The organism is Glutamicibacter sp. BW78 (assembly GCF_002332245.1).
Classification (GTDB): Bacteria; Actinomycetota; Actinomycetes; order Actinomycetales; family Micrococcaceae; genus Arthrobacter_H; species Arthrobacter_H rhombi_A.
In genome coordinates this window covers 97,812-119,550 of sequence record NZ_NRGU01000042.1, presented here as the reverse complement: position 1 = coordinate 119,550, position 21,739 = coordinate 97,812, and the positions used below count along the sequence as shown (strand labels likewise).

At 63.7% G+C, this 21,739-nt stretch carries 17 protein-coding genes and 1 pseudogene; 14 read left to right on the top strand and 4 right to left on the bottom strand.

Features of this window, described 5'->3' with window-relative positions:
• The first annotated feature begins 5 nt into the window (after positions 1-5).
• From CIK75_RS15560 to CIK75_RS15545, 4 genes are all read left to right on the top strand, one after another.
• The gene (locus tag CIK75_RS15560) at positions 6-413 is read left to right on the top strand and encodes a thioesterase family protein (RefSeq protein ID WP_086994451.1); all 408 of its coding nucleotides are present in this window, start codon (positions 6-8) and stop codon (positions 411-413) included.
• Between the two features lie 283 nt (positions 414-696).
• Positions 697-2,313 carry a ribonuclease J gene (locus CIK75_RS15555; protein ID WP_086994454.1) on the top strand — a complete coding sequence of 539 codons (1,617 nt, stop codon included), beginning with the start codon at positions 697-699 and terminating at the stop codon, positions 2,311-2,313.
• 134 nt (positions 2,314-2,447) lie between these two features.
• Positions 2,448-2,888 (top strand): translesion error-prone DNA polymerase V autoproteolytic subunit, encoded by a 441-nt coding sequence (gene umuD, locus CIK75_RS15550; RefSeq protein WP_342744331.1) that lies wholly within the window; start codon positions 2,448-2,450, stop codon positions 2,886-2,888.
• Entirely contained in the window at positions 2,881-4,182 is a 1,302-nt protein-coding gene (locus tag CIK75_RS15545) for a Y-family DNA polymerase (RefSeq protein WP_086993875.1), read from the top strand. The genes umuD and CIK75_RS15545 overlap by 8 nt, the downstream gene beginning before the upstream one ends.
• Before the next feature lie 56 nt (positions 4,183-4,238).
• Here the strand turns inward: CIK75_RS15545 and CIK75_RS15540 are convergent, their stop codons facing one another.
• Positions 4,239-5,243, bottom strand: coding sequence for an NADP-dependent oxidoreductase (locus CIK75_RS15540; RefSeq protein ID WP_086993872.1), 1,005 nt, complete (start codon positions 5,241-5,243; stop codon positions 4,239-4,241).
• Between the two features lie 142 nt (positions 5,244-5,385).
• Between CIK75_RS15540 and CIK75_RS15535 the strand changes: the two genes are divergently transcribed.
• The 4 genes and pseudogenes from CIK75_RS15535 to CIK75_RS15520 all read left to right on the top strand — a co-directional run bounded on the left by CIK75_RS15535 (position 5,386) and on the right by CIK75_RS15520 (position 9,806).
• The gene (locus CIK75_RS15535) at positions 5,386-6,012 is read left to right on the top strand and encodes a TetR/AcrR family transcriptional regulator (protein WP_086993869.1); all 627 of its coding nucleotides are present in this window, start codon (positions 5,386-5,388) and stop codon (positions 6,010-6,012) included.
• 291 nt (positions 6,013-6,303) lie between these two features.
• The gene (locus tag CIK75_RS15530; RefSeq protein WP_086993867.1) at positions 6,304-7,473 is read left to right on the top strand and encodes a hypothetical protein; all 1,170 of its coding nucleotides are present in this window, start codon (positions 6,304-6,306) and stop codon (positions 7,471-7,473) included.
• A gap of 62 nt (positions 7,474-7,535) precedes the next feature.
• Entirely contained in the window at positions 7,536-8,726 is a 1,191-nt protein-coding gene (locus CIK75_RS15525) for a thermonuclease family protein (protein WP_086993864.1), read from the top strand.
• Between the two features lie 33 nt (positions 8,727-8,759).
• Positions 8,760-9,806, top strand: a pseudogene (locus CIK75_RS15520) (type I restriction endonuclease).
• Between the two features lie 160 nt (positions 9,807-9,966).
• Here CIK75_RS15520 and CIK75_RS15515 read toward each other — a convergent pair.
• The gene (locus tag CIK75_RS15515) at positions 9,967-10,608 is read right to left on the bottom strand and encodes a LysE family translocator (protein WP_086993861.1); all 642 of its coding nucleotides are present in this window, start codon (positions 10,606-10,608) and stop codon (positions 9,967-9,969) included.
• A 110-nt stretch (positions 10,609-10,718) separates the two neighbouring features.
• Here CIK75_RS15515 and CIK75_RS15510 point away from each other — a divergent pair, with 110 nt between their 5' ends.
• From CIK75_RS15510 to CIK75_RS15500, 3 genes are all read left to right on the top strand, one after another.
• Positions 10,719-11,168 carry an Lrp/AsnC family transcriptional regulator gene (locus CIK75_RS15510; protein WP_198962463.1) on the top strand — a complete coding sequence of 150 codons (450 nt, stop codon included), beginning with the start codon at positions 10,719-10,721 and terminating at the stop codon, positions 11,166-11,168.
• Positions 11,169-11,458: 290 nt separating this feature from the next.
• Positions 11,459-11,959 (top strand): PepSY domain-containing protein, encoded by a 501-nt coding sequence (locus CIK75_RS15505; protein WP_158225982.1) that lies wholly within the window; start codon positions 11,459-11,461, stop codon positions 11,957-11,959.
• Positions 11,960-12,172: 213 nt separating this feature from the next.
• Positions 12,173-13,561: an MFS transporter gene (locus tag CIK75_RS15500; RefSeq protein WP_086993853.1), complete on the top strand. Its 1,389-nt coding sequence runs from the start codon at positions 12,173-12,175 to the stop codon at positions 13,559-13,561.
• A gap of 67 nt (positions 13,562-13,628) precedes the next feature.
• On the opposite strand, the gene CIK75_RS15495 is transcribed toward CIK75_RS15500, so the two are convergent.
• Positions 13,629-14,537 (bottom strand): LysR family transcriptional regulator, encoded by a 909-nt coding sequence (locus tag CIK75_RS15495; protein WP_342744330.1) that lies wholly within the window; start codon positions 14,535-14,537, stop codon positions 13,629-13,631.
• Between the two features lie 131 nt (positions 14,538-14,668).
• Between CIK75_RS15495 and mmsB the strand changes: the two genes are divergently transcribed.
• The 3 genes from mmsB to CIK75_RS15480 are packed head-to-tail and all read left to right on the top strand — an operon-like array spanning position 14,669 to position 18,017.
• Positions 14,669-15,607 carry a 3-hydroxyisobutyrate dehydrogenase gene (gene mmsB, locus CIK75_RS15490; protein ID WP_086993850.1) on the top strand — a complete coding sequence of 313 codons (939 nt, stop codon included), beginning with the start codon at positions 14,669-14,671 and terminating at the stop codon, positions 15,605-15,607.
• Positions 15,604-17,202 (top strand): aldehyde dehydrogenase family protein, encoded by a 1,599-nt coding sequence (locus CIK75_RS15485; protein ID WP_086993847.1) that lies wholly within the window; start codon positions 15,604-15,606, stop codon positions 17,200-17,202. Before mmsB ends, CIK75_RS15485 begins: the two co-directional genes overlap by 4 nt.
• A complete protein-coding gene (locus CIK75_RS15480; protein ID WP_086993844.1) occupies positions 17,199-18,017 on the top strand; it encodes an enoyl-CoA hydratase/isomerase family protein in 819 nt (272 codons plus the stop codon). The genes CIK75_RS15485 and CIK75_RS15480 overlap by 4 nt, the downstream gene beginning before the upstream one ends.
• Positions 18,018-18,129: 112 nt before the next feature.
• Here the strand turns inward: CIK75_RS15480 and CIK75_RS15475 are convergent, their stop codons facing one another.
• Positions 18,130-21,489, bottom strand: coding sequence for a S8 family serine peptidase (locus CIK75_RS15475; protein ID WP_086993841.1), 3,360 nt, complete (start codon positions 21,487-21,489; stop codon positions 18,130-18,132).
• Between the last annotated feature and the right edge of the window lie 250 nt (positions 21,490-21,739).

Below are 21,739 nucleotides of genomic sequence, written 5' to 3'. Positions count from 1 at the left end.
AAGCGATGAGTTCCACTGACTTCACCATTGCCTTGCGCTGGTCCGACCAAGACGCCAACGGCCACCTGAACCACGCGCGTATCGTCACGCTCATGGAGGAAGCCCGGGTGCGGTGGACCCGCATTGAGGACGGGTTTGCCCAGCTCCTGCTCGGTGTTGTCGTCGCATCGATGACCGTGGACTACCTGGCCCAGGCCGAATACATCCCGTCGATGACCATCAGTCTGGGCATCGAACGCATCGGGACGAAGTCCTTCACCCTGCGCCATACGGGCATCCAACAGGGGACGACGGTCTTCGTGGGCACCACGGTCATCGTCCCACTGGCGGAGGACCGTACCGGGGCACGTGCGCTGAGCGCTGAAGAGCGCAAAGCGTTGGAACGCCACCGGCTGCAGGACCCGACGAGCTGACCTGCCAGCGGCACTCGTCGTCCGCGGGAAGCCCGGAGATTTCACGCTGTCCCCGGACGGCGGCATCCCAGCGCCCCAGCGGTGGTAAAGTCGAGGGAGATTTGCTTCTGCCGCCCGTGGGTCGCTGAAGCCCTTGATTTTCCCGGTTCGCTCCGGCGTCGACTATTCACTTGACGCTGCCGGCCGGATACCGCAGAAACCACAACAGCACAGAGAACGGACACTCTTGAGAAAAAAGCAGCACCAGACACCGCCCGCCCTCGCCAAGGGAGCCCTGCGGGTCATGCCCCTGGGTGGCCTCGGCGAGATCGGCCGCAACATGACCGTCTTCGAATACGGCGGCAAGTTGCTCATTGTCGACTGTGGTGTCCTCTTCCCCGAGGAACAACACCCCGGCGTCGACGTGATCCTGCCGGACTTCTCGGCGATCCGTGACCGTCTGGACGATGTGGTGGGCCTCGTGCTCACCCACGGCCACGAAGACCATATCGGTGGCATCCCGTACCTGCTGCGCGAACGCGCAGACATCCCACTGATCTCCGCACGCTTGACGCTGGCCTTCGTGAAGACCAAGCTGCAGGAACACCGGATCAAGCCCAACGTGGTCCAGGTCAAGGAAGGCGAACGCAAGAAGTTCGGGCCCTTCGACCTCGAATTCCTGGCCGTCAACCACTCCATCCCCGATGGCCTGGCCGTGGCGATCCGCACCGGTGCCGGCACCGTGCTGGCCACGGGCGACTTCAAGATGGACCAGTTCCCGCTGGACCGCCGCATCACCGACCTGGCCGGCTTCGCCCGTCTGGGGGAGGAAGGCGTGGACCTGTTCCTGCCGGACTCCACCAACGCCGAGGTTCCGGGTTTCATGGCCGCCGAAGCAGATCTGCTGCCCGCGATCGACAATGTCATGCGTACCGCCCCGCGCCGCGTGATCGTCTCCTCCTTCGCCTCGCATGTGCACCGCATCCAGCAGGTCATCGACTCCGCGCATAAATACGGCCGTAAGGTCGCCTTCGTGGGCCGTTCGATGGTCCGGAACATGGGCACGGCCCGCGAGCTGGGCTACCTGAAGATCCCGCGCAACGTGCTCGTGGACTTCAAGGAGGTCGACAAGATGGCGCCGGAAAAGGTCGTCATCATCTGCACCGGTTCACAGGGTGAGCCGATGGCCGCCCTGGCACGGATGGCCAACCAGGACCACATCATCGACCTCGTCGAAGGCGACACCGTCCTGCTGGCCTCCTCGCTGGTTCCGGGTAACGAGACCTCGATCTACCGTCTGATCAATGATCTGACGAAGCTCGGCGCCAACGTCGTGCATAAGGGCAACGCGAAGGTCCACGTCTCCGGACATGCCTCGGCCGGGGAGCTGGTGTACTGCTACAACCTGGTGCGCCCGAAGAACGTCATGCCGGTCCACGGCGAGCACCGCCACCTCAAGGCCAACGCCGAGCTGGCGATCCGCACCGGAGTGGATCCCAAGAACGCACTGGTCCTCGAGGACGGTGTGACCGTCGACCTCAAGGACGGCGTCGCCCGCGTCTCGGGCAACGTCGCCGCCGACTACGTCTACGTCGAGAACATGGTCGCCGGCGCGGCCACGGAGGAGTCCCTGCAGGACCGCATCCGCCTGGCCGAGGACGGCGCGCTGACCGTGCTGGCCATTGTGGACCCGGAGACCGGTGCCCTGGAAGAGGACCCGGAGTTCTTCCCCGTGGGCTTCAGCTTCTCCGATAAGGACCTCGGCAAGGCTGTCGGCATCGTCGAGAAGACGCTCAACGGTCTCAAAGGTGTCAAGACGGGACCCGACGCGGAACGTGCGATCTCCCAGGCCCTGGTGCGCTGGTCCGATCGTGCCCTGCGCCGCAAGCCCGTCGTCACGGTCATCACCGTCGACGCCTAGGCTTCGCACAGCGACCGAAACCGGCCCCGATCACCACGATCGGGGCCGGTTTTTTGGTGCCCGAGAACGGCTCGGGAACCAAGGTATCCGATGCTAGGCTGGTCATCGAATCTTTGTTCTATTAAGGGGTTGTCGTGTTCGGTCAGGATCCCGTCTATGTCCCGCCGGCCGGCACCATGCCCGGAGACGATGTGAGCGGAGAGCCCACGGCGGAACGCCAGGCCAGCGGCTTCCCGTCCCCGGCCCGCGACTACTTCCACGGCGGGATCGACCTGAACCGGCATCTGATCCGTGACCGGACATCCACGTTCATCATGCGGGTCGCGGGGAACTCTATGGCCGCCTCGGGGATCTGCGACGGGGACGAGGTGATTGTGGACCGCTCCTTACCGGCCCGCGACGGCCGGGTCGTCATCGCCGTCCTGGAAGCAGAAATGGTCATCCGGCGGCTGGGCATCGATGCCGGCGGAGTCTCTTTGCATACCGACGACCCCTCAACCCGGCCGGTCCTGGTCGAAGCGCTGGAGGACCTCACCGTCTGGGGTGTGGTCACCCGCTGCCTGCACCATGTCTGAGCCGGGGCCCGGACGCGGGCGCATTGGCCTGGTGGATGTGAACAACTTCTACGTCTCCTGCGAGCGGGCCTTCGACCCGCGGCTGGAAGGACGTCCCGTCGTCGTGCTCTCGAATAATGACGGCTGCGTGGTTGCCCGGTCACCCGAAGCGAAACGACTCGGCATCAAAACCGGCACCCCGTGGTTCCAGGTCGCCGGCAGTGCTCACGAAACGGGGTTGGTCGCTCGGTCCAGCAACTACGAACTCTATGGCGATATGTCGGCCCGTGTCATGGAAGTCATTGGACGGTTCGGGGCCTGGCAGGAGGTCTACTCGATCGATGAGTCGTTCATCGGACTGCCGGGGGACGAGGCATCGCTGCGCGACACTGCCCGCCAGATCCGGGAAGCTGTCTGGCGGAACGTCGGTGTCCCGGTCTGTGTGGGGGTCGCGCCGACGAAAACGTTGGCGAAATTCGCCAACCATGTGGCCAAACGCAACCCAGGCTTGGGTGGGGTGTGTTCGCTGGATAGTGTCCCGCCGGAGGAGGTCCACCGCATTCAATCACGGGTTCCAGTCACCGGGCTGTGGGGCGTCGGGGCCAGGAACGGGCAACGGCTCAACGCCCTGGGGATCGAGTCGATCGCCGACCTGCGGGCTGCCGACCCGCTGATGATCCGCAAAAAGTTCTCGGTGGTGCTGCAACGCACCGTCCTTGAACTCAACGGCACACCGTGCATTCCCGAGGTCGAGGAGCGAGCCGATAAGGCGCAAATCATGTTCTCGAGGAGCTTCTCCACCCCGGTGACCACGGCCTCGGATATGGACCAGGTGATGGCCCTCTACGCCCAACGAGGAGCCGCACGGATGGCCGCCGAGGGGCTGCGGGCCACGATGCTCACCGTCAGCGCCGGGGTCAGCCGCTTCGCCGGCCAATCGGGTCAACCCGGGGCCAACCCGGTGGTGACCGTGCGGTTGGCGGCGCCGACGCAGGATCCCATCGTGCTCACCCGGACCGCCGTTGCTGCCATGCGCGAACGCCTGGTCCCCGAGACCCGCTACGTGCGGGCCGGGGTCGTGTTCTCAGGACTGGAATCGGCAGCCGGTCAGGAGGCTTTCGACACATTTGCCGCGGAGGGGGAGGAGCGGCAGATGGGGACGCTGCTCGGGGATGTGCGGGCCCGCTTCGGCCAAGCGGCAATCGGCTTGGGCCATGCCGGGTTGGCCGAGCCCGCGGCCTGGACGATGAAACGCGAATTCGCCTCCCCCCGCTACACCACCGAATGGTCCGACCTGCCCGTGGTCTCCGCATGAAGGGGTCCCGGCTCCAGGAGATCAAGGAGCCGGGACCGGTCATCGACCTGTGGCTGTTAGAGCTTGACGACCATCTTGCCGGTATTGCCACCGCGCATCAGGCTCAGGAAGGCATCGACCGCGTTCTCCAGCCCGTCGACCACCGTCTCGTCGAAGACGAGATCGCCGGCGGCAACCCAAGCCCCGGCCTGCTCGGCGAAGGCGCCCAGGTGTTGTGCGTAGTTCCCCACGGTGAAGCCTTGCAGGCGCAGGCCGCGGGTGACCAGGTTGGCCATGTTCCGCGGGCCGGGCCCCGGCTCGGTGGCGTTGTACTGCGAGATGGCCCCGCACAGTGCCACGCGGCCGCCGTCGTTCATCGCGCCGATGGCCGCTTCGAGGTGTTCGCCCCCGACATTGTCGAAGTAGACGTCGATGCCTTCGGGCGCGGCTGCTGCCAGCTGCCCGGCGATATCGCCGTCCTTGTAGTTGAAGGCGGCATCGAAACCGTATTTGGAGGTCAGCAGGTCGATCTTTTCCTGGCTACCCGCCGAGCCGATGACCCGGGCGGCGCCCTTCAGGCGGGCGATCTGGCCGACCATGGAGCCGACGGCGCCGGCAGCGCCGGACACGAAGACCGTATCGCCCGGCTTCATCCCGGCGATTTCGAGCAGGCCGACCCAAGCGGTCAAACCGGTCATCCCCAGGGTGCCCAGGTAGACGGACAGCGCAAGGCCGGGCAGTTCCTCCACGGCCCGGAATTCGGAGGCCGGGCCCTGGGCGAGGTCGCGCCAGCCCTGGTTGTGCAGGACCGGGGTACCCACGGCCAGGGTCTCATCGCGGCTCTCGATGACGCGGCCGACGGCACCGCCATTCATGACCTCCCCGACCTGGAACGGCGGAACGTAGGACTTGCCCTCGTTCATCCTGCCCCGCATGTAGGGGTCCACTGACATGAACTCGTTGGAGACGCGGACCTCGCCTTCGGCCAGCGCCGGGAGATCGACAACGGCGGTGCGGAAGTTTTCGTGGTCCGGCCAGCCGGTGGGACGCTTGGCGAGCTGGATCTGTGTACTGGAAGTCATGGGACTACTCCCTTGGGGTAGGTGGCATCGCGTTCTGCGATGGGTCTAGAATATTGGAACGATTGATACAAAATAAACATTTTGAGGCGAAGTTCACCCCGAGCGCAATGCCGAGGGGGCCGCTGGGGCCGGGAGGAGACACGTGGCACGGAGCAAGGCATTCGACATGGACGAGGTCATCCAGGCGGCCCGCGACGTCTTCTGGATCGCCGGATACGACTCCGCGTCCATGCCCGAATTGGAGCGGGCCACCGGGCTGGGCCGCTCCAGCATCTACAACGCTTTCGGCTCCAAACGGGGCCTCTTCGACGCGGCGGTGCAAAGCTACCTGGACCAGGTGGTCCGTCCCCGTCTCGAGGTCCTCGTCTCTGCCGAGGACGGGGCCACCGGTCTCGGCACCTACTTCGACTCACTGGCCGAGGCCCTGGGCGGGGGCGAGGGCCCCCAGCGGGGATGCCTGCTGCTCACCGCCTCCTCGGGACGCAATAGTCGTGACGAAACGGTGCGTGCCGCCATGGAGGCCTACCGGGTCGAAGTGACCGAGGCCTTCGCCACTGCCCTGCGTCGTGACCAGCCAGGAAGTGCCGCGGGCCTCGCCGTGGCAGGTGGGGCCGGACCCGCGGGGGCAGCCCGTATCGGCGGGCGCGCTCGTCTGCTGTTCGCCTTATTGACGGCCGGGATGACTCTGGCGCGGATCAACCCCGAAGAGGCTGCCGCCACGCTGCGCTCCGCGGCGGCTTTCGCCGCGCCAACTCCCGGCTCTTGCTAGCAATCCGAAACGCCGATGCGGGGTTGTTGGCGGATCCACGGTAAAATCCTTGTGGAAAGCCATCCCGGCTGCGCCCTGCTCCGACGCCCGGGATGCGCGGAAACGGGAACCATCCCGCCTCTCCGCAACCAGCAGCGCTCATGGCGCACCTCGGACAATGGATCCGGGCGCCCCCAACCGGGGTCGCCGTCGTACTTGTTGGGTGGCCTTGGCCTAACCCGGTAGGTGGCACTACATTCGGTAGTCCACGCTCCGTGGCCACACCACCCGCAACCCACTGGAGGCCAGCGCATGGTGGAACCATCGCTCTTGAACAACCGCCCCTTGCAGAGGGTAGCGGCCGTCGTCGTTGGAATCTTCGTCGTCACGACGTCCCTGGCCGGCTGCCGCATCAACTTCAAGGACAACCACGTCCCGGAATTCGGCGGTGTGGTCGTGCGTGTGGTCGACGGTGATACCTTCATCGCCGAGGTCGATGGCAAGGAAAAAACCGTCGACCTGCTCAACGTTCTGTCTCCGGTCGGTGGTGACGATGCCGAATGCCTCGGGGATCAGGCGACCGAAAATCTGAAGACCATGCTGCCGGAGGGCAAGAAGGTCCGCCTCGAATACGACGACGATATGCCCCCCAAGCGCAGAAATAATAAGGCTGCCGCGTTCTCCGCCGGAAACTTCGTCAATGCGGACGTCGCGAAGGCCGGTTTCGCCGTTGCCGAGAAGCAAAGCCCCAACAACCCCTACTACGACCGTGTTCTGGAGGCCCAGGATGCGGCCCAAGAGAACGGCAAGGGATTGTTCGACGGTTCCAATAAGTGCACCATTGCCGCGACGGTCGAACCGGCCATGGAGCGGATGAAGTCCGTTTCCAAGGCCCCGCCCAGCAGTGTGGAGTCGGCCGAGGACATGATCGATGACCTGAAATCAGTAGTCAAGGACGGCCAGTCGGCCAAGGACTCGCTGACGGGTATGAAGGTCACAGAAGGTACCGCGCAGGCAGTGGTCTATGCCTCCGAGAAGGCCCGGTGGGAGAAGGAAATCTCCGGGACCGTCAGCGCGGCGAAGAAGCGTTTGGGCGAGGTCGAAGGCGTCCACACCAAGCTGGTGGCCAAGAAGAAGGCCGAAGAGAAGAAGAAGAAGGAAGAAGCCAAGCTCGCCGCAGAGCGCGAAGCCGCCGAGCGTGCCGCCGCCGAACGGGCAGCAGAAGCCCGCGCCGCCCAGGAACGTGCCAAGGCAGCGCAAAAGGCCAGAGCCGACGCCGAGAAGAGCAAGGCTGCTGAGAAGAGCAAGGCCGCCGAAAAGAGCAAGGCAGCCCAGAAGAAGGCTGAGGAAAAGAAGAGCAAGGCGGCCGAGGAAAAAAAGCAGGCCGAGCAGAAAAAGAAGGAAGAAGCCAAGAAGAAGGAGAAGAAGGAAGAGAGGCACGGCCGGGACCATGACGGGGGCGGCAAGAACAAAAAGCCGTAATCCTTCGGGCCAGGTGGTACTTTCAAGTATTCGAAGCGTGCAGGCAAGCCTGGGGGAGCCCAATGATGGTCCGTAATTCGGTGGCTTTATCGTCGGGGTGGAAGCAGTCGCTGGTTGCCGTGGGGCTGGTGGTGGCCGTCGCATTATCGGGATGCACCTCCGACGGCCCGGAGGCCATGAATTCTCCGTCCCATTCCGGGGCTGATGCCACCGTCGTCAGGGTGATCGACGGAGATACCTTCGTGGCCTCGGTCGACGGAAGCCAGGAGACCATCCGCCTGCTGAATGTGGACACCCCCGAGACGAAGAAACCGAACACTCCCGTGCAGTGCTTGGGCCCCGAAGCCAGCGACTACCTCCGCCAGCGACTTCCCGCCGGGACCGGTGTCCACCTGGAGTACGACGTCGAACGTACCGACCGCTACGATCGCACCTTGGCAGGGGTCTACATCGATGATGAACTGATCAATGCGGATATCGCCCGAGAAGGACTCGGAGTTGCCGTGCTGTTCGAACCCAACCACCGCTTCCATGCCGCAGTCCTTGCGGCCCAGGAGGAAGCGCTTGAGGGGGAAACCGGACTGTTCAGTGCAGCGGTGGATTGCACCGTCCCCAGCCAGGTTGAATCGGCTATCGAGCAGCTCGGGGCGGTTCCGGCGGCGACTGCCGAAACTGCTGCCGAAGCGGCGGGGCTTCTCACCGGGGCGACGACGGCCCTTGCTGCCGGAACAGCTGCCGATGTGCTGCTGAATCGGGCCGACGACTCTGGTCATGCAGTCCGATCCGTCGTGGGTTCCCTGGTGGCCGGGAAGCTGGCTCCGCGGCTTTCCCAAGCCAAGACGTCCGCTAAGAAACACCAAACTGTCTTGAAGAAGCGCCAAAAGGCTCTAGCCACTCAGGAACACGAAGCGACCGTGCGGGCCCAGGCAAAAGCGCGGAAGAAGGCAGAGGCCAAGGCCGCGGCGGCAGCTGCACAGAAGGCTGCCGCAGCGAGCCAGGCAGCGGTCGCCGAAGCGGCACGCCGGGAGAAGGCCCGGATCGCCGAACAGCAGCGCCTGGCCCGGCAAGCTGCCCAAGTCAAGGCGGCCCAAGAGAAAGCAGACCGGGAGGCGGCGAACCGGCAAACCCGGAGAGCGCCGGCCCCTCGCCCCACAACCAAGACGGTGCCGAAGAAGACCAGCAACCCCTATCCGGGGTATACCGGACCTCGTTGCTATGCCCCCGGTGGCAGGACCTGGAAGCCCTGTCCCTGATTCAGCCGGCACTCCGGCAGCTATTCGTCTGTGATGCTGGCTAAGCTGAACAGACGGATAAACACTTTCATCATGCCTTTCATCTCGACAGTGTTGGGGTACGACGTCTTCAACCCATTGGAGGTCATCCCGGAATTCACCGCCGATGTGGGGATCAAGAAGGGCGAAAAGATTGATTACGCCATTGTCCATGATGGTGAAGTCCAGATCCTTGTTGAATGCAAGCGGTCGTCCGGTGGGCTGACGGCAGAAAACGCGTCGCAGCTGTTCCGGTATTTCGCTGCTACATCAGCACGGATCGCGATCTTGACGAATGGTGAGGTTTACCATTTCTAGACGGATTTGGACGCACCGAACCGCATGGACTCGAAACCCTTCCTCATCCTTGATTTGAATGACATCGACGAAACGCTCGTTCCGGAACTGAGCAAACTGTCCCGAGACGTTTTCGATGTGGACTCGATCATTAGCTCGGCCGAGGAATTGAAGTACATCGGACAGCTTAAACGCGTCATAGCCCGTCAGTTTCAGGAGCCAGATGAAAGTTGGATCAAACTTCTGACCGGGCAGGTTTACGACGGTGCATTCACTGCGAGAGTTCGGGAACAGTTCACCGGGCTCGTGAACAAGGCTTCCCGACAGTTCCTGAGCGACCAAGTCAACGACCGACTCAAGGCGGCGCTCAGAGACACCTCCAATGGCGGTGGCGCTTCGGAACAAGAACTGGCGGCGTCGGTCACCAGCGAAGAAGTTGTTGCAGAGGACCTGGCCCATGACGGCATCGAGACGACCTTTGAAGAACTCGAGGGATTCCAAATCGTCAGGGCCATCGTTTGCAGCAACGTCAAGCCACATCGTGTCGTGTACCGAGACGCGAAATCCTATTTCGCGGTTCTCCTGGATGACAACAACCGCCGGACCATAGCGAGGCTCCACTTCAACAGGTCGCAGAAGTATCTCGGCGTCTTCGACGACAATAAGGTCGAAACGCGCCATCCGATCACGTCGCTGGACGAGATCTACGACTATGCGGACAAGCTGCGCGAAACAGCTGATCGTCACGACACGGCAGCAGCGTGACCCCAACGAAGATGGGCAAACGAGGACGAGTGCCGGGGGCGTTCTCATCGCTCTAGGGCAGTTCCCTAGAGTCAATGGGCCGGTAGTGAGTTGTCATGGCTGGCGTCTCAGCAGACGTGCCAGGAGCTAGGTTCCTCGGGGCACGGCAACCGGGCCGTGACTACTCTGCCGTGAGGGTGAGTACTTGTTCGCCGAGCAGCAGGGCACCTAGACCTAGCATGATCACACCGCTGGCCAGGGTGACGATGCGGGCGGCTGCGGGCCGGCTGGCCAGAAGCCGCCTCGCCCCGAGCGCGACCCCGGTGTAGACGACGGCGGATACCAACACGTGGGAGATCCCCAGGATGCCGGTCTGGACCGGCGCCGGAAGACCGGCATTCAAGTCGATGAACTGGGGGATCAGGGCCAGGTAGAGCAACAGTGCCTTGGGGTTGGTCCCGCTGGTGCCGAGGCCCCGTAGGAAGCTGCTGCCGTTCCCGGGCGGGGACTGGGCGCCCTCAGCAGCGCTGGCGTATCCGGCATCGCGCCATGACCGGGTCGTGGTGAAGCCGAGCCAGATCAAGTAGGCGGCGCCGATGAGAGTCAGCGTGGCCAGGAGCTGGGGCATGGCAATCACCAATGCCGCCAGCCCCGCGACGATGAGCAGGGTGTGGAGCACGAAGCCGCTGAGCAAACCCCCTACGGCGGGAGCGATCCTTCGGCCGCTGAGCCCCGAAGAAATCGCATACGCCCAGTCGGCGCCCGGCGTCAGGGCCAAGGCGACGGATATGGCTGCGAATCCAAGGATCAGCTGGGGGTCCATGACGGGCTCCTCGGTGGTGGTGGCGATCTTGAAGAAAGCTTAGGAAACTCGAACCCAAAAGTGCTTACTGATTTTCAAGGAATATGCGCGTCGTACGATACGGTTCTTGCGTGATTGACGACATTGATAGAAATATTTTGCGTCTGCTCCAAGACGATGGACGCATGACCGTCACAGCACTGGCCGCAGAGGTGGGTCTGACTGTTGCGCCGTGTCATCGACGGCTTCGCGATCTCGAAGCAGCCGGAGCAATTTCCGGCTATCGGGCGATCCTCGACGCACCCCGGATCGGCCTGGGGTTCCAGGCACTGGTGTTCGTGACACTCAAGGATCGGCAGAACATGTATGCCTTCGAGGACGAGGTCGCCTCGATCCCGGAAATCGTCGAGGGCTCTCGACTGTTCGGCGAACCGGACTTCCTGCTCAAGGTCATGGCCACGGACCTCCCCAGCTACCAACAGTTCTACGATGACGTCCTGGTGGGCCTGGCCGGGGTGGAGAAGCTGACGTCGACGATCGTGATGAAAAGCCTCAAGGGGGCCGGGGAGCTTCCGGTCTAGGGACAAGCTGGTATATCCAGCCAGCAGTGAAATAGCTGGAAGTTTGTCGGGGAGGCAGCGTACGGTGGCTCGTTCAAGCACCGTGAGTAGTGGAGGGCAAAATGTCCAAGAATCGTGAAACCTCGCAAACAACATCACCGCTTGCCGTGGCGCGATGGCGCGGACCCCGGCAGCTCGTCGCGGTCTCGGCGGTGACGATGCTCGCGTTGGCTGGTTGTTCAGGTACTGGCTCCGATTCTGAGAGCCCCAATGCCTCAAGCCAAGAAGCCACTTCCTCCAGTCAGCCGGCCATGACTCAATCCTCGGATTCGGGCGCTGGGGCGGAAGCTTCGAGTAGTGGATCCGACAGCCAGAGCGTTTCGCTGGAGGACGCTGGCGATGCCGCACTCAAGGAGGTGCCGGACAGCACAGTGATCTCCCTTGAAACCGAGAACAACGAGACGCAATGGGAAGTGCAGGTCGTGACCTCCGATGGCACCGAGCACGAAGTCAGCATCTCCGCCGAGGACGGCAGTGTGATCGGCTCGCCCACCGAGGAAAGCGATGACGCCCAGGACAAGAAGAAGCACCAGAAACGCGTCGATGCCGCCACGGTGGACTTCAAGGAAGCGGCAGCAAAATTCCGTGATGCCGTTCCCGAGGCCCGCATCGCCGAACTCGGTCTCGATGACGAGCATGGGACGACCGTCTGGGAAGGCGATCTGATCGACGGTGACGGCGCCAAGCATGAGGTACAGATCGATGCCCGCAGCGGAGACGTCATCACGAACTCCAAGGACTCTGATGACTAGCAGTATCTTTGGGGGTGTCATCCGGCCCCTCGCGACGGCAGGCCGTTTCATGGCCTGCCGCCGACGTGCAGGAATGCAGAGCCGCTGAACGAGAATATTCGTTGCTCCTGCGGCCCTACCCTTTAATACTCAGACACGCTCGAAAGTGGCGCGCATCACGTGCGTGCCCTGTCGTGCATTCTCGAACATTGCGTCGATTTGAGGAGTAATAACATGGCGGCACCACAGCCAGCCGGGCAACAACAGCTGGGATCCGGCCTGAAGAAGGTGGTCGTCGCCTCGATGGCAGGCACCGTCGTGGAATGGTACGAATTCTTCCTCTACGCCGCGGCCTCCACCCTGGTGTTCGGCCACCTGATCTTCCCGAACTCGAACTCAGACCTCGACGGCATCATGAAAGCGTTCCTGACGTACGCCGTTGGCTTCGTCGCCCGGCCCATCGGCGGCATCGTCTTCGGCCACTTCGGAGACAAGTTCGGCCGCAAGAAGCTACTGCAGTTCTCGATCATTCTGGTCGGTGTCGCGACCTTCCTCATGGGTTGCCTGCCCGGCTTCGACGTCATCGGCTACGGCGCCCCGATCCTGCTGGTGGTATTGCGTTTCATCCAGGGCTTCGCGGTGGGCGGCGAATGGGGCGGTGCCGTCCTGCTCGTTGCCGAACACAGCCCGGATGACCGACGCGGATTCTGGGCCAGCTGGCCCCAGGCGGCAGTTCCGCTGGGCAACCTGCTGGCCACCGGCGTCCTGCTGTTCCTCTCCTTCGTGTTGAGTGAGGAGGCCTTCCTCGGCTGGGGTTGGCGCGTGGCCTTCTGGCTCTCGGCGGTCATCGTCCTGATCGGGTACTACATCCGGACCAAGATCTCCGATGCGCCGATCTTCCTCGAGGAACAAAAGAAGATCGAACAGAACAAGAACGTCGGCTACGGCGTGCTCGAGGTCTTCAAGCGCTACCCCCGCGGTGTCTTCACCGCCATGGGCCTGCGTTTCGCCGAGAACATCCTCTACTACCTCGTGGTGACGTTCTCCATCACCTACCTGAAGGTCATCGTCGATATTGAGACCTCACATATCCTCTCAATGCTGTTGCTGGCACACGTCGTGCACTTCTTCGTTGTCCCACAGGTAGGGCGGCTCTCCGATGCGATCGGGCGCAAGCCGACCTACCTGCTCGGTGCCATCACCGGCGCCACCTGGGGTTTCTTCGCCTTCCCGATGATGGACACCGGCAACGACTGGATCATCCTGGCCTCGGTGACCATCGGCCTGTGCTTCCATGCGCTGATGTATGCCGGACAGCCGGCGATCATGGCCGAGATGTTCCCGACCCGCATGCGTTACTCAGGGGTTTCTCTGGGCTATCAGGTCACGTCGATCATCGCCGGATCATTGGCCCCGATCATCGCCGTCGCGTTGGTGGAGAAGTATTCCTCCTCCGTGCCGGTGGCGATCTACCTGCTCATCGCCTGTGCCATCACCGCCGTATCGGTGCTGTTGCTGAAGGAAACCCGCGGCGTATCGCTGCAGGATATCGATCAGGCCGATGCCGACGGTACGGCGGCCCTGCAGGCCACCGCCGCCAAAAAGGAGGCTGGCACCCGCTAACCGTCGGTGCAGGAAAGGCATCCGGTGGAATGGCCCCACCCCCGTGAGGGGTGGGGCGATTCCCGTGTCAGGACCAGAGCGCCTCGCGCCGGTCCCGCGCCTCGGCCATGAACGCCCCGACCACAGCCTGCACGCCCGGCGAGCGTAGTGACTCCGAGCGGGCCACCGCCGAGTAGGTGATGCGGCGTTCGAAAGTATCGGCCAGGACCGGAACGAATCCCGGATCCTGATGAACCACATAGGAGGGCACCATGCCGATGCCAGCACCGGCGCGGACGGCCTGCAGCTGAGCGAAGATGCTGGTGGCCTGGAAAGCGGCCGCAGGCACGGGCAGGCCGGAAGAGCGGTAGTCCAGTTCGGCGACCTGCAGTTCCGAGTCAACGTAGGAGACGAAACGGTGGCCGTCCAAGTCCCCCAAGGTCGAAGGTTTTCCGGCTTCCTGCAGGTATCCGGAGCTGGCGAACAGGCGTAGGAAATATTGAGCGAGGACCATGACCTCGGCGCGTGAATCCTCCACCCGTCCGGCGACCACTTCCAAATCGACGCCCGAACGGTTGCGGCTGGCCCGGCGCGTGGCGCTGAGCAGCTCGACCTTCAATCCCGGGTGCTCGTGCTGGAGTCGCACGATCGCCGGTGCGGCGATGTAGGCGCCGAAGGCGTCCGAGACGTGGACGCGGACGACGCCGGATACTGCCTCCCCGCGTCGGCTGACTGCCGATTTGAGTGCCGTCAGGCTCGACTCGATCGCTTCTGCGGCCCGGAGCGCGTGGTGGCCCAGATCGGTCAGTTCCCAGCCCGTGGAGGTTCGATCGAGGGTCCGGCCACCGAGCTGCCGGTCCAATGCGGCGATGCGGCGGGAGACCGTGGTGTGTGTGGTGTCCAGCGCTTCGGCCACCGCGGTGAAGCGACCCAGCCGCGCCACCGTCAGCAGGATGAGCAGATCGTCGGGACTCGGGGACCTGTTCATGGCGCTCATATCCGTTCTTGATGTGCATTCCTGCACAACACTTATGCCTTTTTCGTGCTTGAGTGCACCTTAGCATCATGTGATGCTGGTCATAGACGGTGGGGACCCCCTCTGACTCAGCGGTGAAAGGCAGATTGGCCATGGCGACTATTGGATGGATCGGGCTCGGACATATGGGCGGGCCCATGACGGCCAACCTCATCAAGGCAGGCCATGAGGTGCGCGGCTTCGATCTCGACGAGGGGGCGATGGCTTCTGCCGCGGAAAACGGCGTGGTCACTACGGCCGGCATTACCGAGGCGATCGACGGTGCAGATGTCGTATTCACGATGCTTCCCAAGGGCGATCATGCCCGGGCAGTGTACCTCGGCGAGGGGGGCATCCTGGAAAGCGTCGCCACCGATGTGCTGCTGGTGGACTCCTCCACGATTGACATCGAATCGGCGCAGGCCCTGCACGAAGCGGCAGCAGCCCACGGGAACCGCTTTGTCGATGCCCCCGTTTCCGGTGGCATTTCCGGAGCCGAAGCCGGCACGCTGACCTTCATGGTGGGCGGGAGCAACGATGCCGTACAGGACGCTGGAATCTACCTGGAGCCGATGGCCGGGAACGTGATCCCCACTGGTGGGCCGACCACCGGACAGGCAGCCAAGATTTGCAATAACCTCATGTTGTTCATCAATCTGGCTTCGACCTCGGAGGGAGCCGTGCTGGCCGATCGGCTCGGGCTGGACCGGAAGGTCTTCTGGGATATTGCCAGTGTCTCCTCCGGGGACAGCTGGGCCCTGCGGACCTGGTACCCGCTGCCCGGCGTCGTTCCCACGGCAGCATCCAATAATGATTTCGCCCCCACTTTCACCACCGAACTGGCCCATAAAGACATCAACCTGGCCCTCTCGGCAGCCCGCCAGACCAACACTCCGCTGGTGTTGGCCGAACAAGTCTCGGCAATGTTCGCGACTCTGATGCAGGATGGGAAGCAGGGCTTGGACTGTTCGGCCATCGTCCAGCTCGTCGACGGCACCCATCAGGGCAGTGCCGGCGACAACCGTACATCGACCATCGGAGGCGCAGCATGAGCCAGAACACCAACACGAACACCCCCACCGGCTCCGCCGACGTCGACCGTCAGCTGGCCGCCCGCGCGGCAACGAACGAGGCGGCAGGGACCTCCGTGGCGACCTCCGGTTCCTCGGGCGCAGACATCCTGGACTGGCCGCAGTGGATTGGCGGTGAACGGGTGGATTCGCTCTCGGGAGAGTGGCGTGATGTCACCAACCCGGCACTGCGCGATTCGGTGATCGCCCGGGTCCCCGCCTCCACCGTGGAAGACGTCGAACGGGTGGTCGGCGTCGCGCGCCAGGCCTTCGGGGGATGGGCCGCCCAACACTTCACCCGGCGGGCCCGCCCCTTGGCCCTGATCGCCGACGACATCGAGGCAGAAGCCGAAGAATTCGCCCGGCTCACCGCCCTGGATACCGGCAATGCCATCCGTACTCAGGCCCGTCCCGAGGTTGCCACACTGGTTGCCTTGTTCCGCTATTTCTCCGGTGTCGCCGGCGAATCCAAGGGCACGACCCTGCCGGCCGGGGATGACCAGCTGCAATACACCCGGCGGGAACCGCTGGGCGTCGTGGCAGCGATCCTGCCGTGGAACTCGCCGCTGATGATTGCCGGTTTCAAGATCCCCGCAGCATTGGCGGCAGGGAACACGGTGATCCTCAAGGCAGCCGATGACGCCCCGCTGACCATCCTGAAACTGGCAGAGGTCTGCAACCGGCACCTCCCCGCAGGCGTCCTCAACGCCCTGACCGGCCGCGGGTCGGTCATCGGCGACGCGTTGGCCAAGCACCCGGGGGTGGATAAGGTCTCCTTCACCGGATCGACCGAAGTCGGCCGCGGGGTCGCAGCCCAGGCAGGGGAGCGGTTGGCTCATATGTCCATGGAACTCGGCGGAAAGAACCCCTCCATCGTCTTTCCCGACGCCGTGGACGACCAGCTGATCGACCAGCTGCTGCTCGCTTCGCGCTTCGCCCGCCAGGGCCAGAGCTGTACCGCAGGTTCACGCCTGTTCATCCACCGCGACGTGTACGACGACGTGCTGTCGCAGCTGGTGCCCCGCCTGGGGGCCATGCAGGTCGGTGACCCGCTCGACGAGGCCAGCGACATGGGCGCGGTCATCAACGCCAAGCAGCATGCCGGCATCACCGAGTACCTCGACGAGGGACGCTCGCTCAACGGGCTCCAGACGCTTCTGGGCGGCAGTGCACCCTCTGAGGGGGGACTGACCCGTGGTTTCTACCATGTCCCCACCGTCTTCGGCGGTGGACGCAACGACTTCCGGCTGGCCCGTGAGGAGATTTTTGGGCCAGTACTCATGGCCATCCCCTTCGACACCCGCGAAGAAGTCATCGAGATGGCCAACGACACCCACTTCGGGTTGGCCGCCTACGTCTTCAGCCACGATTTGGATCGCGCCTTGGACACCGCACATTCACTCCAGGCGGGGTGGGTCCAAGTGAACCAAGGTGGAGGCCAGGTGGTCGGACAGACCTATGGCGGCTATAAGCAGTCGGGCATGGGGCGCGAAGTCTCCTTGGAAGGCATGCTCGAGGGCTTCACCCAGACCAAGCAGATCAACGTGAAACTCCGTCCGGCCAGCACCAGGTCATGAACACCCCCGAGGGCAGCTCAACGCCGTCCGGCGCCGGCATCACCGTCAGCATCGACGCCGGGGTCGGCACGATCATGGTGTCCAACCCCGCCAAGCGCAACGCCCTGACCAGAAGCATGTGCCGGGGCATCGCCGCCGCCGCAGCCGACTTGGACGCCCGTACCGACGTGGATGTGGTCGCCGTGCGCGGGGCTGGAGGAACCTTCAGCGCAGGGGTATTCATCGGGGAACTGCGCGACGTCATCCTGGACGACGACGGGAGCACCGACCATCTCACCGCTGCCGACCAGGCCCTGGCCCGGGTCGCGAAGCCGACCATCGCCGTCGTGCAGGGGCACTGCATGGGTGGGGGATGGCAGTTGGCTTCCGCCTGTGACTTCATCCTCGCTTCCACCGATGCCTCCTTCGGGATCACCCCGGCCAAACTGGGCATCATCTACCCGCGGGCCGGCATTGACCGGCTGGTGCGGCTGCTGGGCCCGGCCACGGCGAAATATGTGCTGATGAGCGCGCGCACCTTTGGGGCCCAGCGGGCCCGGGACATGGGGCTCGTCGCCGAAGTCGTGCCTGCGGAGGGATTCGAGGATTCGGTCCGGGAGCTGTTCTCGGAGCTCACGGCACGCTCACGGTATTCGATGCACACCACCAAGGCCCTGATCGACCAGGCTGCGGACCCGGCAACGGATCCCGCGGAATTGGCCGGTGCCTGGGAAGCGGCCTGGACCCAAATGGCTGCGGGACCCGATATCGACGAAGGCGTGGCAGCGTTCCTGGAACGCCGTGATCCCGCTTTCGGTTGGCGCCCCGGCCGCTGAGAGGCCGGCATCCGGCGGCAACGCCGGGCAGATGGACACAGTGCAATAAGCAGGAACCCATGAAAGAAGGGCCGGCGGATCGAAATCCGCCGGCCCTTCTTCGCGAGAGTCGCTACTTCTTGGTGAAGGTCACGACCTGGGCCTTTTTGCCCGTCTTGTTATGCAGGTGCAGGAACAAGCCCTGCTCTTGGTTGTCCTTCTTCTTCGCCATCATCCTCTTCTGGGGGAAGGCGTTGGAGTAGTCCTGGACGTGTGCCGTGAGCTTCTGGCCCGGCAGGTCGGCAAAAGCCGTCCCGGTTCCGGCACCTTCGAACCACAGATCCGGGTCGACAGTGTTGTACGCGATCCAATCGGTGGTATCGACCGGGACCTGGGCCCCGGACTCATCGGCGTTGTACTGGCTCCATGTGCTGACCCGGTACTGGACCTGACCCGAGGAATCCTCGGTCACTCCCAGCGCATCCAGTGAAACCGGCAGGCTCACCGCACTGGTGTCGAACGTGTTGGAGTCCGTCTCACCGGTCAGGCCGTTGGTCGGCCACAGGTCGACCTGCTCACCGGTCTTCAGGTCCTGCGTTGCTGCCAGATCGAGGTCGAGCCCATCGACATTGGTGTTGAACGTGACGAAGTCGGGTTTGCCATCTCCGTCGGTGTCGATTTCCACGTTGATCTCCGTGCCGCCAGCCAGGTGGGCCCAGTTCCCGTAGGTGCTGATACCGAAGTTCAGCAGACCGTCGGAGATGCCGTTGGACGGGGCATCTGAAGCGGCCCCGACGTACTGCAGATCCATGGCGCGAGCCCCCGGAATCTCGTCGGCGGACTTGGGCAGCTTCTTGCTGGTAGCGCCCAGTTCGAACGCCGAGACCAGTGACAGGACACGCTCGTCACCGTTGCCGGTGAGCAGGCCCTGGCCCTTGAGCTTCACCGGTGCGGTGACCTTGCCCTTCTTGGTCTTGATGTTCTTGCCCTTCACCGACATGTTGCTGGCAGCCTTGGGGGCTGCCTGAACGGGTACCCGCAGTGCCGGCTGGCCCTTGGCCGTGAGCTCGATGCGACCGGTGGCGTCGGCGAGGTACTGGCGGTTCAGGCCCAGCTGCTGCTTCTCCATCGTCGGATCCATGGTCTTGGCGAACTTCTGTGGGTTGATGGTCAGGGTGACCTTGACCTTCTTGGACTTGCCCGGCTGGATGCTGACCTTATCGGTGCTCAGTGAGTACGAAGCACCGGGGATCGTGGTCGAGGGCAGGTAGTCCAAGCGGTAATGCTGCGTCCACTTGGAGGTGTTCTGTACGGTGATCGAGCTGGTCTTCTTGATCTTTTTCTTGCCCATCTCCACGACGCCGAATGAGAGCGTCGTCAGGTCCGGTGCATCCGTGGCGAACGCGTAGGCGGGGGTCTTGATGGCCGCATCGGCGATCACGCGGCCGGAGCCGACGCGGTTCGGGCCGAAGGTCTCGCCGTTATCGGCGGTGACATCGGCAGTTGCCGTGTTCATCACCTTCGACTTGACCTGGTAGGCGCTGTAGTTCCCTGAACCGGCCACCAGGGCGGCGATGCCCGCGGTCAGCGGGGTGGACATCGAGGTTCCGGTCATCACGGCCGGACCGTTGCCGGTACCCACGCCTGCCGAGCCGATGAGCGTGCCCGGTGCTGCGACGTCGGGTTTCACGACGCCGTTGGAACCGTGGACGCCGCGTGACGAGCTGGAGTTCAGGGTGTCCAGTGCACCGGATTCGCCGGAGGCGGTCCCGATGAGGTCCTGATCGAGCTCGAGCTTCAGGGTGCCGGCTTCGGCAGCCGGACGAAGCTTCTCGGAGTAGTCCTTATTTAGCTGGATTCCCGGAATCGTGGCATTGCCGGCAATTCCGGCGTCGAACACGCTCCGCGGTGAATCAAGGACGACGCCTGCGCCGCCGGCGGCCTCAACGTTGTTGAAGCGGGCTGCCGAACCACAGGGGAAGTCACCATTTTCCTCCCACTGGATCCACACCCACTTGCCGTCGAAGTCGGTGTCGGCCGGGAAGGCGTCGCAACCGAACTTATTCGAGGAGTCGGCCATGACGACCTCGCCGGTGAGCTGCTCCTTGGAGGCGTCGGTGTAGTCGAAGCTGGCCGAGTACTGTCCGGCAGCGGTGCCGGCCACATCCTCGGGAGCCAGGACCTTGGCACCGTCGAGCGTGATCTTCGAGCCCACGGTGTTGGCCACGGTCAGCGAGGATCGGGCGTTGCCCGGCGAGCCGCCGACGTCGGTCACGTCACCGGCGTTGCCTGAAGCAACGACCGAAAGGATTCCCAATTCGGCCAGCGCATCAACGATGTCGTTCTCCGGATCATCCACGGGGGAATGATCCGAGCCGAGTGACATGTTCACGATCTGCGCGCGGTCGCTGAAATCGCCGTCGCCGTTGGGGTCCAGGACGTAGTCCAAGGCCTGGCCCACCACGGAGGAGGAACCTCCGCAGCCGAAGACGCGGATGCCCACGAGCTGGGCCTCCGGTGCCGAGCCGGGGCCGATCTTCATGGAGGAGACGGACTTGGCGTCGAGCTTGGAATAGTCGCCGTCGAATGTCTTGCCGTCGGCGCCCACACCGTAACCGGCGGCGCTGCCGGAGACGTGGGTGCCATGGCCTGCGGCCTGGCAGTCCAGCGGGTTGGCGTCCGGTTTCGGGACGGGCTGATAGGTCGGGGAGGAAGGATCTGCGTTGTAGTCGTCGCCGACCAGATCCCAACCGCCGATGAACTTATCCGGATCGATCAGGCCCGAGCCGGCGCTGGGCAGGTCATCGGAGGCCTGCGCCTTCTTATACGCCTCCACCGTGCCGGGTCCACCGAAGTCAGCATGCGTGTAGTCGACACCGGTGTCGAGTACGGCAATCGTGACCCCGTCGCCGGTCTGGTCCAGACCGGACCACGCGTTGAGTGCCTTGGTGTCAACGACCGAGCCCTTATTGGTGGGGGACTTCGGGACGACGGCAGTGATCTTGACGACGTCGGAACGTTTGGACAGGGCGCGCAGGGCGTCCGCGTCGCCGCGCAAGGCGACACCGGGAAGGGCGTTCGTCGTGGTGTAGACGACCTTGGATTTGGAGGCCTTCGCCGCAGAAGCACCCTGTGATTCGATGTTCTTGCGGATCTGCTTGACCTTGGTCTTGTTCTTGACCGGGGTCGACTTGCTGCGGGCGACGTTCGAGGGCTGGGTCGCCGCGAAGGCGCCTTCGCCACTGAACTGGACGTAGGCGGTGACCTCGCCCTTCTTGCTCACCATCGGGCCCGAAACCTTCAGGTCCTGCAGTGTCTTGATGTCCTGTTGATCCAATGAAGAACCCCCGAAGGCCTGTGCTTGGCTTCCGGGGGTTGAATTAATGTCTTTCGGTGCGGCGTTGGCCGGAACCGACATGGTGGCAGCCAGGGCTATACCCGAGACCGCAGCCACGACGGAACGGGCCAGCCGTGGCCGATGCGAGTGATTCATGATGCTCCTTGTAACCGATTGGGCGGCTTAGGGGCATCATCGGGGCTATTAACCCCGTGCGCCCCACGCCATAGCCTAAGTGAGTGTCGTCACAAGTCAAGGAGTTGCTTTAGAGTTTTCTCTGCGCCCGAACCGCGCTGTTGACGCGGTTTTCATGTCAAAAACGTGATGAGTGAGAAACGGTTCCGCGGGCTCTCGTCCAGTACCGTCCGGTAGCTGGAGCGGGTCTATGACACGGCTGGCTCCGGTA